11 protein-coding genes are annotated in these 14589 nt (G+C 58.0%); 10 read left to right on the top strand and 1 reads right to left on the bottom strand.

Features of this window, described 5'->3' with window-relative positions; translation table 11 throughout:
- Window positions 1-91 precede the first annotated feature (91 nt).
- The 9 genes from FMN52_RS07595 (at window position 92) to pdxJ (ending at window position 10581) form a co-directional block, all read left to right on the top strand.
- On the top strand, window positions 92-1516 hold the full coding sequence (locus FMN52_RS07595; protein ID WP_148608263.1) for a DegQ family serine endoprotease: 1425 nt from the start codon (window positions 92-94) through the stop codon (window positions 1514-1516).
- 127 nt (window positions 1517-1643) lie between these two features.
- Window positions 1644-4370 carry an EAL domain-containing protein gene (locus FMN52_RS07590; protein ID WP_148608064.1) on the top strand — a complete coding sequence of 909 codons (2727 nt, stop codon included), beginning with the start codon at window positions 1644-1646 and terminating at the stop codon, window positions 4368-4370.
- A gap of 104 nt (window positions 4371-4474) precedes the next feature.
- The gene (gene lepA, locus FMN52_RS07585) at window positions 4475-6277 is read left to right on the top strand and encodes a translation elongation factor 4 (protein WP_148608063.1); all 1803 of its coding nucleotides are present in this window, start codon (window positions 4475-4477) and stop codon (window positions 6275-6277) included.
- A 12-nt stretch (window positions 6278-6289) separates the two neighbouring features.
- Window positions 6290-7096: a signal peptidase I gene (lepB, locus tag FMN52_RS07580; protein ID WP_148608062.1), complete on the top strand. Its 807-nt coding sequence runs from the start codon at window positions 6290-6292 to the stop codon at window positions 7094-7096.
- Window positions 7097-7122: 26 nt separating this feature from the next.
- Window positions 7123-7512: a DUF4845 domain-containing protein gene (locus tag FMN52_RS07575; protein ID WP_148608061.1), complete on the top strand. Its 390-nt coding sequence runs from the start codon at window positions 7123-7125 to the stop codon at window positions 7510-7512.
- Entirely contained in the window at window positions 7509-8198 is a 690-nt protein-coding gene (gene rnc, locus FMN52_RS07570) for a ribonuclease III (RefSeq protein ID WP_148608060.1), read from the top strand. The genes FMN52_RS07575 and rnc overlap by 4 nt, the downstream gene beginning before the upstream one ends.
- Entirely contained in the window at window positions 8198-9115 is a 918-nt protein-coding gene (gene era / locus FMN52_RS07565; RefSeq protein WP_148608059.1) for a GTPase Era, read from the top strand. The genes rnc and era overlap by 1 nt, the downstream gene beginning before the upstream one ends.
- Window positions 9116-9122: 7 nt before the next feature.
- Window positions 9123-9851, top strand: coding sequence for a DNA repair protein RecO (gene recO / locus FMN52_RS07560; protein WP_148608058.1), 729 nt, complete (start codon window positions 9123-9125; stop codon window positions 9849-9851).
- Window positions 9841-10581 carry a pyridoxine 5'-phosphate synthase gene (gene pdxJ, locus FMN52_RS07555; protein ID WP_148608057.1) on the top strand — a complete coding sequence of 247 codons (741 nt, stop codon included), beginning with the start codon at window positions 9841-9843 and terminating at the stop codon, window positions 10579-10581. Before recO ends, pdxJ begins: the two co-directional genes overlap by 11 nt.
- 12 nt (window positions 10582-10593) lie before the next feature.
- Here the strand turns inward: pdxJ and FMN52_RS07550 are convergent, their stop codons facing one another.
- A complete protein-coding gene (locus FMN52_RS07550; RefSeq protein WP_148608056.1) occupies window positions 10594-13467 on the bottom strand; it encodes an ATP-binding protein in 2874 nt (957 codons plus the stop codon).
- 225 nt (window positions 13468-13692) lie between these two features.
- Between FMN52_RS07550 and cysM the strand changes: the two genes are divergently transcribed.
- On the top strand, window positions 13693-14586 hold the full coding sequence (gene cysM / locus FMN52_RS07545) for a cysteine synthase CysM (RefSeq protein WP_014576290.1): 894 nt from the start codon (window positions 13693-13695) through the stop codon (window positions 14584-14586).
- The last annotated feature ends 3 nt before the right edge of the window (window positions 14587-14589 follow it).

The raw sequence follows: 14589 nt of genomic DNA, 5'->3' as shown, positions 1-14589 counted from the left end.
AACTACGTCTAGATGTTAGAGCAACAGGGGGTACAAAATGTCGAGTGCAACAGCAGTTGCCCAATCGTCACGTAATGTCATACCCGGAAGGATGCCGGCCGCTTTGCTGATTCTGCTGTCCGCCATGGTGTTGGTCGGCTGGAGTCAGGCCAGTTCAGCACGAAGTTTGCCTGATTTTACCGAGCTGGTTGAGGACAACGCCGGAGCTGTGGTGAACATCAGTACAACCACCGAGCCCAGACGTGGCAATTCCGGCTCTCCCGGAATGCCGTTTGATGAGCGTCAGCTGGAACAGCTTCCAGAGTTCTTCCAGGATTTCTTCCGCGGCCCCCAGTCTCCGTTTGGTGGTGGTCCGGGCAACTCGCAGCCCCGCCGCTCCATGGGCTCCGGGTTTATCGTATCCTCGGACGGCTACGTTCTGACCAACAATCACGTGGTTGAGGGTGCTGATGAGATCATTGTGCGCCTTAATGACCGGCGCGAACTGCCTGCCACTCTGGTTGGAACCGATCCCCGCTCCGACATGGCAGTACTTAAGATTGAAAACGGTGATGACCTGCCGGTGGTAAAAGTAGGTCGGTCCCGTGATCTGAAAGTCGGTGAATGGGTCTTTGCGATTGGCTCCCCGTTCGGGTTTGATTACACGGTAACCGCCGGCATCGTAAGTGCTCTGGGTCGCTCGCTGCCATCGGAAAACTACGTGCCCTTCATACAGACCGATGTGGCGATCAACCCAGGCAACTCGGGTGGGCCTCTGTTTAACCTGGAAGGCGAGGTGGTGGGCATCAATTCCCAGATCTACACCCGCTCAGGTGGTTTCATGGGGGTCTCCTTTGCCATTCCCATCGACGATGCCATGAATGTGTTCCGTCAGTTGCGCGACAAGGGCTCGGTGTCCCGTGGCTGGCTCGGGGTGCTGATCCAGGAAGTGAACCGTGATCTGGCCGAATCCTTTGGTCTCAAAAGGCCCCGCGGTGCATTGGTTGCCGAAGTGATGGCAGATTCGCCAGCGCAGGAAGCCGGTCTGCAGGCGGGGGATATCGTCCTAAGCTATGATGGCGACGAGGTGCGGCTTTCCTCTGACTTGCCGCCAATGGTTGGCCGCACGCCGGTAGGTGAAACCGCCGAACTGAAAGTGCTTCGTGGTGGCGAGGAAATCGAGCTTCAGGTTGAAATTGGCCGCCTTCCCGAGGAGGGAAGCCAGCAAGCTGCTGCGCCCTCCAGTGACAGTGGTGGTCCGGCCTCTGCGCCTCTGGGCATGATGGTCGAGCCCTTGCCCGCGGATATGGCTGACACCATGGGTGTTGAAGGCGGCGTTGTGGTCAATAACGTGGCCCGAGGCGCCGCGTCTGAGGCCGGCATCCGGGCGGGGGACGTGATAACAGAAATCAACCGCCAGAAAGTGACGTCAGTCCAGGAGTTCCGCGAGGCTGTGCAATCGCTGCCTGAGGGTAAGGCGGTATCAGTCCGGGTGGTTCGCCAGGGGCGGGCGCTATACCTGGTAATGAAGCCCTGATACTGGTCCGCTGAACCGAACTATTGGATCCAAAAGCCCCCGCAGGTGACGGAAACGACACCTGCGGGGGCTTTTGTTATACTCGGCGGGTTAATAAAAATGAGTGGCCATGGAACGGACCAGCCCGATGATGAACAGACAGGAACTCTCTCTTCGCAAGTTACTGGAATTTCGAAACGCCTGGGTTGCGTGGCTGATTTTCGCGGTTGCTGTTGCTGTTACTTTATTGCTTTGGCAAGTGTCCATACGGCTTGTTGAAGACCGAACAGAAGCCCGTTTCCGCACGCAGTCTTTGCAGCTCAAATCCGCCATTGAAGAACGCTTGCTGAACTACGAACAGGTGCTTGCCGGCAGCGCTGGCCTGTTTGCGGTGGCCGGAAATGTTTCCCGTGACCAATGGCGCGAATACGTCGACAAAGTTGATATCAACCGTTATTACCCGGGCATCCAGGGTATTGGTTATGTGCGCCGGATCGGTGTCCGGCAGATGGCCGATCATATTGCCTCTGTGCGAGCCGAGGGGGTGCACAATTACCTGGTAAACCCGCTGGGCAGCGGGCCCTACTACTATCCCATGGTTTACCTGGAACCAGGCACTGAGCGAAATCGTCGGGCCCTTGGCTATGATGCCTTCAGCGACCCGATACATCGCCGGGCCATGGAGCGGGCCCGCGATGATGCCGTCCCCACGGTGACTGCCAAGGTGGTTCTGGTTCAGGAAGAGCTGGGTGAAGATCAGGCCAGTTTTCTGATGTATTACCCCGTCTACCAGGGCGGGGAAGTGCCCGAAATCCGGGCCGAGCGTCGTATGATGCTGGCGGGCTACGTGTTCAGCGCGTTCCGGATGAATAACCTGATTGACGGTATTGTTGGCCTGATCTCACCGTTTCTTGATGTCCGGATCTACGATGCTGGAGTCGTGGAACGGCAGAACCTTATGTACGGCTCCAACCTGGGTTCCCTTGATAACGAATTCAGTTTCCAGTTGAGCCAGACTATCAGCCACGGTGGTCGTGAATGGCTGTTGCAGACCCGCTCGACGCCCGCGTTTGATTTTCTGGCCTCGGATCCCCGGCCTCCGATCGTTCTGGGTAGCGGCCTGGTAATCAGCGGCTTGCTGTTCCTGTTCGTGCTGGCATTAATTCGGTCACGACTGATGGCGCAAATCAGCGCCGGTCGCTATCGGGCAATTACCGAGGGCGCTGCGAACGTCACTCTGGTGATGGATCGTGCCGGACAAGCTCTGTATGCCAGTCCATCCAGCCTCGATATTCTTGGCTTTGAGCCGGACCAGGTTCAGGCTCTGGACTTTGAAGAGTTGGTTCATGGCGACGACTGGCCTCAGTTGCAGAAAGGCTTTGACGATTCCGTGCAGTCGCCGGGCAAACAGATGCCGGTTATCCGGGTCCGTATTCGCGATGCCGAGGGGCAGTGGCGTGATATGGAGGGCACCTTTACGGCTATGTTGTCGGTGCCTGGCGTCAATGGCGTCGTGCTCAGCCTGCGGGATCTGACCCAGCTGAAAGCTGCCCAATCTGAACTGCACCGGCTGGCATTCTACGATCCGCTCACCGGGCTGGCGAACCGGCAACTGTTCCGGGACCGGCTCAATCATGTGGTTAGCCGCAGCCGTCGAAGCGGTGAGCCGGCCGCTCTCATGTTCCTGGATCTGGACGGGTTCAAGCGGATCAACGATACCCTGGGCCACGATTCCGGGGACGAACTTCTGCGCCAGGTGGCCCAGTGGCTGGTGGGTTGTGTCCGTGAAGAGGATTCGGTTGCCAGGCTCGGAGGCGATGAGTTTGTGGTCCTGTTGTCGCGGATCAATGACTCGGATGCTGCCGGCAAGGTGGCAGAGACGATCCTGCGTAGTCTGTGCCAGCGGATCCGACTTAATGATCACGAAGTCGGTATCACGGTCAGTATCGGTATTACCATGATTCCGCACGACAGTGAGGATGCCGGGACCCTGATGAAATATGCCGATCTCGCCATGTATCGTGCCAAAGAGCTGGGCCGAAATACGTTCCAGTTCTTTACGCCTGCCATGAATATCAAGGCGGCCCGGCGGCTTTTGCAGCAGGAGGAGTTGGCGACGGCCCTGGAGGGCGATCGCTTCGTCCTGCACTACCAACCGAAGATTGATCTGGCCAGCGAACGGGTCATCGGGGTTGAGGCGTTCCTGCGCTGGCATCATCCCGAGAAAGGGCTGGTCTCAGCCCAGCAGTTCATCGGCCTTGCCGAGGAAACCGGCCTGATCGTGCGCCTGGGAGAATGGGCCCTGAGGCAGGCCTGTATCCAAGTGCAGGCGCTGGAGCGGGCCGGTTTCGAGTCCCTGAAAATGGCGGTGAATCTGTCCGTTCGCCAGCTTACCGATTCCGGCTTCCTGGATATGATCCGCCAGGTCATCACCGAGACCGGCGTCTCGCCTGAGCGTCTGGAACTGGAGATGCCTGCGGAATTGCTCAATGAAGATCCGCGGATGCTCCGGGAGTTGTTGGTGTCACTCCATGATCTGGGTGTCTGCCTGATCCTTGATGATTTTGGCACCGGCTCCTGTTCACTGGTTGCTTTGCAGCAGCTCCCGCTGGATGTGATCAAGATCGATCATCGGTTCATTCGCGACATTCCCTACAATGTCAGTGCCACGGATGTTGCATCCGCAGTGATTGCCCTGGCCCGCAAGCTCCACCTCACGGTGGTCGCGGAGGGTGTGGAAACCCCACAGCAGCTGAGCTTCCTGAAAACCCACGGCTGCGCCCAGTGCCAGGGCAACCTGTTCAGCTATCCGCTGGACGAGGATGCGCTCATTGGTTTCCTTATCCGGCAGTACGAAAGGCCGCTGATTTCCTGATCATGGCAATGGCGGCCGGTAACCGGTAAAATCACGCCGTTCCCGGATCCGGGTAGCGGCCCCTCCGGGCTCAATCCTTCGTCTTAACTGAGTATTCATTGTCTGTGACTGAACTGAGCCGAATCCGTAACTTTTCCATCATCGCCCACATCGACCATGGTAAATCCACGCTGGCAGACCGTTTTATCCAGGTTTGCGGCGGCCTGACCGACCGTGAAATGGCTGAGCAGGTCCTGGACTCCATGGATCTCGAGCGTGAGCGAGGGATTACCATCAAGGCCCAGAGTGTCACGCTGAATTACACCGCCCGTGACGGGCAGGAATACAAACTGAACTTTATCGATACACCGGGCCACGTGGATTTTTCCTACGAGGTTTCGCGCTCGCTCTATGCCTGCGAGGGAGCCCTGCTGGTGGTGGACGCCGGGCAGGGTGTTGAAGCCCAGTCTGTGGCCAACTGCTACACCGCCATTGAGCAGGGCCTCGAAGTAGTGCCGGTTCTGAACAAGATGGACCTCCCACAGGCCGAACCGGAACGGGTAGCGGCGGAAATCGAGGACATCATTGGCATTGAAGCGTCTGATGCGGTCCGCTGTAGCGCCAAGAGTGGCCTGGGCGTGGAGGATGTACTGGAGGATCTGATCAAGAAGATCCCGCCACCGAAGGGCGATCGCAGCGCGCCTCTGCAGGCTCTGATCATCGATTCCTGGTTCGACAATTATCTGGGTGTCGTCTCACTCGTGAGGGTGACCGAGGGAACCCTGAAAAAGGGCGACAAGATCGTCATCAAGTCTACCGGGCGGGCCTGGAATGCCGATAAGGTCGGTATTTTCAACCCCAAGCCAAAAGACACCGACATGCTGGAATCAGGCGATGTCGGCTTCGTGGTGGCTGGTATCAAGGACATTCACGGGGCTCCTGTGGGCGATACCATCGTGCACCAGAAGTTCGCCGACCAGACGCCCATGCTGCCGGGGTTCAAGAAAGTAAAGCCCCAGGTCTATGCCGGTTTGTTCCCGGTCAGCGCCGACGACTACAACGATTTCCGGGATGCCCTGGAAAAACTCACCCTGAACGATGCCTCCCTGTTTTTTGAGCCAGAGAGCTCCGATGCTCTTGGCTTCGGTTTCCGCTGCGGTTTCCTCGGCATGCTGCACATGGAAATTATCCAGGAGCGGCTGGAACGTGAATACGACATCGACCTGATCACCACGGCGCCAACGGTGATCTATGAGGTGGTTACCAAACAGGGTGAGACCCTGTCGGTAGACAATCCGTCCCGGCTTCCGGATATTGGTTCCATTGAGGAAATGCGTGAGCCGATTGTTGAAGCAAATATCCTGGTGCCCCAGGAGCATATCGGTAACGTAATAGCCCTGTGCGAGGAAAAGCGTGGCGTCCAGAAGAACATGCATTTCATGACGACCCAGGTTCAGCTCACCTATGAGCTCCCGATGGCCGAGGTGGTGATGGACTTCTTCGATCGCATCAAGTCGGCCAGCCGCGGCTTCGCCTCTCTGGATTACCACTTTACCCGATTCCAGACCGCCAATCTGGTGCGGCTGGACGTGCTGATCAATGGCGAGCGCGTTGATGCACTGGCCCTGATCGTGCACAAGGAACAGGCCAATTACAAAGGCCGACAGCTGATCGAAAAGATGAAAGAATTGATTCCGCGGCAGATGTTCGATATTGCCATTCAGGCCGCCATTGGTAACCAGGTGGTCTCGCGGGTCACCGTGAAGGCGCTGCGCAAGAACGTAACCGCCAAGTGCTACGGTGGTGATGTCAGCCGGAAGAAGAAACTGCTGCAGAAGCAGAAAGAAGGTAAAAAGCGTATGAAGCAGCTGGGTAATGTCGAGGTGCCTCAGGAAGCGTTTCTTGCCGTACTGAAAGTGGATAAATAAAAGGCCTCCTGGATGGATATCGATTTTCCCCTGGTACTGGTGGTACTGACCTTCGCAACGGGTCTGATCTGGCTGGCGGACAAGCTGTTTCTTCGTGAGCGCCGTCTTGCCGCCTACCGGGCCAGCGGCACCGGCGACGCAGTGGATGAAGGCTCCCCAGCGGAATCGGAGGAGCCAAAAGAGCCCTACCTGGTCGACCTCAGCCGATCGTTTTTTCCGGTGCTGGCCATTGTGCTGGTGCTGCGCTCCTTCCTGGTTGAACCGTTCCAGATCCCGTCGGGCTCCATGTTGCCGACGCTGGAAGTCGGCGATTTCATTCTGGTGAACAAATACGCCTACGGATTCAGGCTGCCGGTTGCCGGTACCAAAGTGATTCCGGTCGGCGATCCCCAGCGCGGCGATGTGATGGTCTTCCGCTACCCGGAGGACGGCCAGACCAACTACATCAAACGGGTGATCGGTTTGCCCGGCGACCATATCCGCTACCGTGACAAGCAGCTGTTCATCAATGGCGATCGGGTGGAAACCCGGTTTATCGCGCGGTTACCGCCGATGGAGCTGCGCCGCGAGGATCTCGGTGAAGTAGAGCACGACATTTTCCTGACCATGGGTCGGCCCGGCGGTAGCGGTGAGGGCGAGTGGCTGGTGCCCGAGGGTCATTATTTCGTCATGGGTGACAATCGCGACAACAGTAACGACAGCCGCTACTGGGGCACGGTCCCGGACGAGCTGGTGGTGGGCAAGGCCTTTGCTATCTGGATGCACTGGCAATCCCTTACCAGTCTGCCATCCTTTGATCGTGTAGGCGGAATCGAGTAACTCGGACTATCTGGAGCGCAGTTATAATGAAGAAAAACAATCTTTCCGGCATGGGCCGTCAGCGTGGTGCCTCGGCATTGACCATGATGGTGATGGTTCTGTTTTTTGGTGGCCTGCTGACGCTGGTAATCAAGCTGGGCCCCGCCTATCTGGATGACATCACCATTCAGGAAGCTCTGGAAAGCCTCGATGGCACAGAGGGCCTCTCAAAGATGGGGCCGGCCCAGGTTCGCACACTGATCAACAAACGGCTCAGTGTGAACAATGTCCGGGGGTTTGATGCCAAGAATATTTCTGTCGATAAAGACGGCGATCTGGTCGTCATCAATGTAGATTACGAAGTGCGCAACAACCTGTTCAGTAATGTGGATACGGTGGTTCACTTCAAGCACAAATATGAGATGAAGGGCAAGTGAGTTCACAACCGGATCTGGATCAGTTACAGCGGCGCATCGGCTATCAGTTCAAATCGCCGGAGCGGCTTCTGCTGGCACTCACTCACCGGAGTTACGGAAACCAGAATAACGAGCGCCTCGAATTTCTCGGTGATTCCATTGTGAACATGGTTATTGCCGAGTATTTGTTTCTGCACTTTGAAAAAGCCCGTGAAGGACAGTTGAGCCGTCTGCGGGCCCGGATGGTGAAGGGCGTGACGCTCGCAGAGATTGGCCGCGAATTCCAGCTCGGCAGCTACCTGCGGCTGGGGTCCGGTGAACTTAAAAGCGGCGGCTTCCGTCGGGAATCCATCCTGGCCGACGCGGTGGAGTCCATCATTGGTGCGATCTACCTGGACAGTGATTTTCACACTTGCCGGGAGCAGGTGTTGCGCTGGTTCGAGCATCGGCTGGAGAAGCTTGACCTTCAGGATACCCAGAAAGACCCGAAGACCCGTTTGCAGGAATACCTTCAGTCCCGCCAGTTTCCGCTGCCCCGCTACGACGTTATTTCCGTAGATGGCGAAGCCCACAACCAGACATTCCATGTATCCTGTGCGTTGCCCTCGCTGGATCGAAAAACCACCGGAACCGGCAGCAGCCGCCGGGTGGCCGAGCAGCAGGCAGCCCGTAACGCCCTGAAAGAACTGGGCGTGGAGAATCAGTAATGAACGATATCACCCGTCCGGAAAACCCGGACAGCCGCTGCGGTTTCGTGGCCATCGTCGGCCGTCCGAACGTGGGTAAATCCACGCTGCTGAATCATATTCTTGGCCAGAAACTCAGTATCACCTCCCGCAAGCCGCAGACCACACGCCATCAGGTGCTTGGTATCAAGACTGTGGGACCGGTGCAGGCGATCTATGTGGACACGCCGGGCATGCACGAGGAAGAGCCTCGGGCCATTAACCGTTACATGAACAAGGCGGCCACGTCGGCGCTGATTGATGTCGATGTGGTGGTGTTCGTGGTGGACCAACTGGCGTGGACGACCGCGGATGAGATGGTGCTGGAAAAACTCAGCCGCCTGAAATGCCCTGTGATCCTGGCTGTAAACAAGGTCGACAAGATCGAAAAGCGGGAAAGCCTGCTGCCGCACCTGGATATGCTCTCGAAAAAGCGTGAGTTTGCCGAAATCATTCCGCTTTCTGCCCTGAAAGAGACTAATCTCGAGCCTCTGGAAGAGGCCGTGGGGCGTTTCCTGCCAGAGAGTATTCATTTCTACCCGGACGACCAGATCACCGATCGCAGTGAGCGTTTCATGGCGTCGGAGATCGTCCGGGAAAAAATTACCCGCCAGTTGGGAGCCGAGTTGCCATACTCCGTGGCGGTGGAGATCGAGGAGTTCAAGCGGGAGGGCAAAACTCTGCATATTTCCGCTCTGATCCTGGTCGAGCGTGAAGGTCAGAAGAAGATCATCATCGGCGAAAAGGGCGAGCGGATGCGCCGAATTGGTCAGGAGGCGCGCACGGATATGGAGCGTATGTTCGACAGCAAGATCATGCTGAGGCTCTGGGTAAAGGTGAAGCGCGGTTGGGCTGATAGCGACCGGGCCCTGAAGAGCCTGGGCATGAACGACCTCTGAGGCGGCTATGAAGGGGCCTGAACTGCAGGAGCCCGCTTATGTCCTTCACCGCCGGCCATGGCGAGAAACCAGCCTCATGGTGGATCTCTTTTCCCTGAACCATGGCCGGATGACCGTCATCGCCCGGGGAGCTAACAGCGCCAAAAGCCCTCTGAAAGCTCAGCTGCAGCCCTTCCAGCCCCTTGTGATGGACTGGGCCGGTCGGGGCGATCTGAAAACCCTGACCCAGGTCGATGTGCGAACCGGCCCGACACTGACCCGGACAGTTTCCCTGTACAGCGGTCTTTACCTGAACGAACTGTTGCAGCGGATTCTGCCCGCTGCCGATCCCCATCCGACCCTATTTGCGGCCTACATAGATGCAATCATGCATTTGGCTGACACTGCGGATGTGGAGCCGGTTCTGCGGCGGTTCGAGCTCGCCTTTGCTTCCGCCCTGGGTTACGACTTTGCCTGGGATCTTGCCACCGATACCGGGCAATCCGTCGAGCCTGCCCGGGAGTATTGTTATGATCCGGAGCAGGGTATTGTCTCCGGGCTGTCGCCCGGTGTGCGTCTGCGCAATCTGCCGGGGAATGTTTTACTGGATCTGGCCCGCGAGGACCTGCAATCGGACAGCTGTCGGCGGCTGTCGAAACGGGTCATGCGGGTACTGATCGATTATCTTCTGCAGGGGCGCCCTCTGAACAGTCGCAGCCTTTTCACTCACCTTCGGGGAGAATCTCATGAATCCTAGAGTACTGCTTGGCGTCAATATTGATCACGTTGCCACCCTCCGTCAGGCGAGGGGGACACGGTATCCGGACCCGGTTCAGGCAGCGCTGATGGCCGAGGAGGCCGGTGCAGATGGCATCACGATCCATCCCAGGGAAGACCGGCGTCATATTCAGGATCGGGATGTGCTTTTACTCAAAGAAGTGCTGCAGACCAAGATGAATCTGGAAATGGCGGTCACTGATGCCATGCTGGCGTTTGCCGAGCAGGTCCGTCCGGAATGTGTCTGTCTGGTGCCGGAAAAGCGTGAGGAACTGACTACCGAAGGCGGACTGGATGTCGAGGGTCAGGAATCTCGGGTGGCCAAAGCCTGTGAGCGCCTCGCCCGTATTGGTGCGGAAGTGTCATTATTTATTGACCCGGATACTGCCCAGATCGATGCGGCGGTGCGCTGTGGTGCGCCGGTAGTGGAACTGCACACGGGTGAGTATGCCGAGGCCGACACGCCAGAGGCGGAAAACGCCGCATTTAAAACGATTGTCGATGCGGTTGCCTATGCCCGCAAGAAAGGGTTGATCGTGAATGCCGGCCACGGCCTGCATTATCACAACACCGAGCGGGTGGCAGCGATCCATGGGATCAACGAATTGAACATTGGTCATGCCATTATTGCCCGCGCGGTTTTTACCGGCCTGAAAGAAGCGGTCCGGGATATGAAGGCCATTGTTGATCAGGCCCGGGTGCGGACCTGATCCGAGGCGTCGTCACGTCGTTTCGGCGGCCTCGTGGCGTTTACGGAACAGCTGTTGCCAGTCGGTCTGGTCGCTCCAGATCTGCAGGCGCTCCATAGCCGACAGCAACTGGTCTTTATGGTGTTCCAGGTCCGGGGCGGAGCACTTGATCGCGGTTTCCAGATGGTTGGCTGCGGCCCGAAGTTCCGGTACGCCGCAGTAGCGGGTAGCGCCATGGAGTTTGTGAACGCACTCCAGCACCTCGTCAATATTGTCGCTGGCCCAGAGTTCCGGCACCCGCTCTCGATCCACATGGACCTGTTCCAGGAGCATGCTGAACAGCTCTTCGGCCAGGTCGGCCTTCCCGGCGGCCAGCTGAATGCTTTCCTCGACGCTGACGCAGTCCTGCTGCATTCTGCGCGTTGACGGCCGAAGGGCCCTGCGGGTGTCGCGGACTTCCGGTACGGGAAGCCGGCCGTCGTTGCTGCTCTTCGGGCAGATGTAACCGGTGTACTCATGGATGATTTCAGTTAGCTGACCACTGCTGATGGGTTTGGGCATGTAGCCATCGAAGCCCTGCTTGGTCAGTCGTTCCTGCTCGTCAGCGAGGGCATGGGCAGTCAGGGCAATGATTGGAGTTCGGTGATTGCCGGTATCCATCTCCCGCAACCTTGCGGTGGTTTCCACGCCGTCCATGCCGGGCATCTGCAGATCCATGAAGACCAGGTCGAAGGGGTTCTGTCTGGCCTTGCTCAGGGCTTCAAAGCCGCTGGAAGCGCCTTCGGCGTCCAGTTGACAGTCTTCCAACAGGGTCATCACCAGCTTCAGGTTGGCGTCGTTGTCATCCACGGCCAGTACCCGAGGAACATTGGCGGTGGTTACGCGGTCGGCGGAAATCTCGTACTCGGGAACCCGTCCGCTGGAATTGATGCCGTGCACCAACAGCAGAAGCTCGTCGTAGAGGGAATCGCGGCACACCGGTTTGGTGAGATGACCGCTGGCAAGCCCCGATAGCGGTGTGTCGTGGGTTTCGAGGGTGGGCGTCAGCAACAGTGTCCGGCAATCCCTTTCGATCTCCAGGGTGCGGACAAGACCGCAGTACTGGCTGGAGTTCAGCAGATGCCGGGTAATGCCGACAATGGCCGCGGCGTAACCAGCCTGGCTCTTCTGGGCTTCCTCAATCTGCTCCTGCAGAGCGCCGGGTGAGGCTACCCGGTCGACCACCATGCCCCAGTCTCGTAACAGGTGTTCCACAGCCAGCCCTGTGGTTTTCTGCTGTTCCAGGTAGATCGCCCGTTCTCCACGCAGGGCATCCCTGGGGGCGATGGCTTCCCCGCTGGTTGCAAGCTCCGAGGTGAGGGTGAACCAGAAGGTTGAGCCCTTGCCCAGTTCGCTCTCAAGCCCGATCTTGCCACCCATCTCTTCCACCAGACGCTTCGAGATGGCCAGTCCGAGGCCGGTGCCACCGTACTGCCGTGCAGTAGAGGCGTCGGCCTGGCTGAAGGCGTTGAACAGGGATTGCTGCTGGGCCCGGGAGAGGCCCACGCCGGAATCCGTGATGCTCAGGCGCAGAGTAACCCGGTTGATATCAGTCTCTTCCTCTTCCAGGCTAGCCCGCAGGACCACCTCTCCGGTCTGAGTAAACTTGATGGCGTTGTTGACCAGGTTGGTAATCACCTGTTTGACCCTTAGGGGGTCACCCATGATGTTATCTGGCACATCGTTGTAGACCAGTGGTACCAGATCCAGATTCTTGGCATGGGCGGCCGGCGCAAGCATTACCATCACTTCCTCAACGATATCCCGCAACTGGAAGGGCACGCGGTCCAGGATCAGCTTGCCGGCCTCGATCTTCGAGAAGTCCAGGATGTCGTTGATGATGGTGAGCAGGATCTCCGAGGATTTCCTTATGGTGCTCAGATGGTCCCGTTGCTGCCTTGGCAGGGGGCTCTTCAGGAGCAGTTCGGTAAAGCCGATGATGCCGTTCAGCGGAGTGCGGATTTCGTGGGACATGTTGGCCAGGAACTCCGACTTTATCCGGCTGGCCTCCAGCGCCTCCTTCCGGGCGAAATCCAGCTCAATGTTCTGGATTTCGATGGTCTCCAGGGTCTCCCGCAGATCTTCGGTTGCCTGGTCGATGTTCTGCTGCATTTCCGCCTGGGCCTTGCTGAGTTCTTCGGCCATGGCATTGAGTCCGGACTCCAGCTGTTCGAACTCCGGGCCGGCGCCGGTAAAGACCCGGGTATCCAGCTTGCCTTCCTTGAGTTTGGCAACAGCTTCGTTCAATTCGAACACCGGGTTGGTGAACGCGCGACTCAGCCTCATGGCAATGGCCATGCTGAGAATGACGCCGCCGAGAATCAGTAGCAGAGAAATCAGCAGGGCCTTGTACGTCTCCTTTTCGGTGCGGATATGGGACATCTCCACAACCACCCAGCCCAGAGGCTCGCGCAGATTCGACATGGACTGTCGGGCATCCGGGTCGAGCATGCTCTCGATCATCAGATCCTGAAGAAAGACGGGGGTGACAAAACGGGTGCTGTTTTCACGGGATATCCGGGTTGCGTGCTCGGCGGTGAGTTCCTCGGACTGCACGGTCTCGGAGCTTCCCGGCCCGGTGTGAAGCAGCCGCGAGCCGTCACTGCCAAAGAACGTAATGGAGCGCACGTCCTGTTCTTCCAGAAGGGCATTGGAGAGGCTGCTGAGCAGGCTTCGGTTGGCAGTAAAAAGGCCATACTCGGAGCCGGCTGCGAGCTGACGTGAGAGTGATTCGCCCCGATCCTTCAGCAGGCTCTCTATATTGTTTACCCAGCTGTAGGTGAAGAACAGCCCCAGCATCAGGGTGGTCAGCAGGGTGGGAACCAGGGTTACCACCAAAACTTTCTTGCGAATGCCCCAACGTCGCATACCGTGTTCCTGAATTATTGCTTTCGTCCGCACTGCAGAGCGGAAAACGTCCGTGTTAAGAATAGCTGATCCGGAACGGGATAACTGTGGTATCAGTCCCGACAGTACCGAAATATCCCGTGGCGGATATAGCCGCCGGTCATGGATATAGCGAGAAGCTGTATTGGGAGACCGGGGCGATAACGCGTATCATGCGAAGCCAAAAGTGTACCACAGGGTTATCATATGCATTTTCCCACCATTGAAGATTATGTCGGGCACACTCCTCTGGTTCGCCTGCAGCGTCTCCCCGGTGAGACGAGTAACGTGATTCTGGCCAAGCTGGAGGGCAACAACCCCGCCGGCTCGGTGAAGGATCGCCCGGCCATCAGCATGATCCAGGAAGCGGAGCGCCGGGGCGACATCAAGCCAGGCGATACGCTGATTGAGGCGACCAGCGGCAATACCGGCATCGCTCTGGCCATGGCGGCGGCGATCAAGGGGTACCGCATGGTGCTCATTATGCCCGCGAACATGAGTGAGGAGCGCCGGGCATCCATGCGCGCCTATGGTGCGGAGATTGTCACGGTCACCAGGGAAGAAGGCATGGAAACGGCCCGTGACCTGGCCCTCAAGATGCAGGCGGAAGGCAAAGGTACCGTGCTGGACCAGTTCAGCAACCAGGACAACCCCCTGGCGCACTACCGTACCACCGGCCCGGAAATCTGGGAGCAGACCGGCGGGCGTGTTACTCATTTTGTCAGCTCCATGGGCACGACCGGCACCATTATGGGTGTGTCCCGCTACCTCAAGGAACGCAATCCGGATATCCGTATCATCGGGCTGCAGCCAAAAGAAGGCGCCTCGATCCCCGGGATCCGGCGCTGGCCTGAAGCCTACCTGCCGAAAATCTACGATGCCGCCCGCGTCGATCAGGTGCTGGATGTAGGCCAGGAAGAAGCCGAGACCACCATGAGAGCCCTGGCTTCCGAAGAGGGCATTTTCTGTGGCGTATCCTCCGGCGGTTCGATCGCAGCCGCGCTCAAACTGTCCCAACAGGTTGAAAACGCCATCATCGTGGCCATTATCTGTGACCGCGGCGACCGCTATCTTTCCACCGGTGTGTTCCCCGGCGCCTGAACA

It is taken from the genome of Marinobacter sp. BW6 (assembly GCF_008107725.1).
GTDB lineage: Bacteria > Pseudomonadota > Gammaproteobacteria > Pseudomonadales > Oleiphilaceae > Marinobacter.
The sequence above is the reverse complement of the archived record's forward strand: the minus strand, read 5'-3'. Positions and strand labels throughout refer to the sequence as shown.

Bases quoted from the DNA above. Each gene is read 5' to 3' on its own strand.
- FMN52_RS07595 (WP_148608263.1), top strand. From the start codon at position 92: ATGCCGGCCGCTTTGCTGATTCTGCTGTCCGCCATGGTGTTGGTCGGC.
- FMN52_RS07590 (WP_148608064.1), top strand. From the start codon at position 1,644: ATGATGAACAGACAGGAACTCTCTCTTCGCAAGTTACTGGAATTTCGA.
- lepB (WP_148608062.1), top strand. From the start codon at position 6,290: ATGGATATCGATTTTCCCCTGGTACTGGTGGTACTGACCTTCGCAACG.
- FMN52_RS07575 (WP_148608061.1), top strand. From the start codon at position 7,123: ATGAAGAAAAACAATCTTTCCGGCATGGGCCGTCAGCGTGGTGCCTCG.
- era (WP_148608059.1), top strand. From the start codon at position 8,198: ATGAACGATATCACCCGTCCGGAAAACCCGGACAGCCGCTGCGGTTTC.
- recO (WP_148608058.1), top strand. From the start codon at position 9,123: ATGAAGGGGCCTGAACTGCAGGAGCCCGCTTATGTCCTTCACCGCCGG.
- pdxJ (WP_148608057.1), top strand. From the start codon at position 9,841: ATGAATCCTAGAGTACTGCTTGGCGTCAATATTGATCACGTTGCCACC.
- FMN52_RS07550 (WP_148608056.1), bottom strand. From the start codon at position 13,467: ATGCGACGTTGGGGCATTCGCAAGAAAGTTTTGGTGGTAACCCTGGTT.
- cysM (WP_014576290.1), top strand. From the start codon at position 13,693: ATGCATTTTCCCACCATTGAAGATTATGTCGGGCACACTCCTCTGGTT.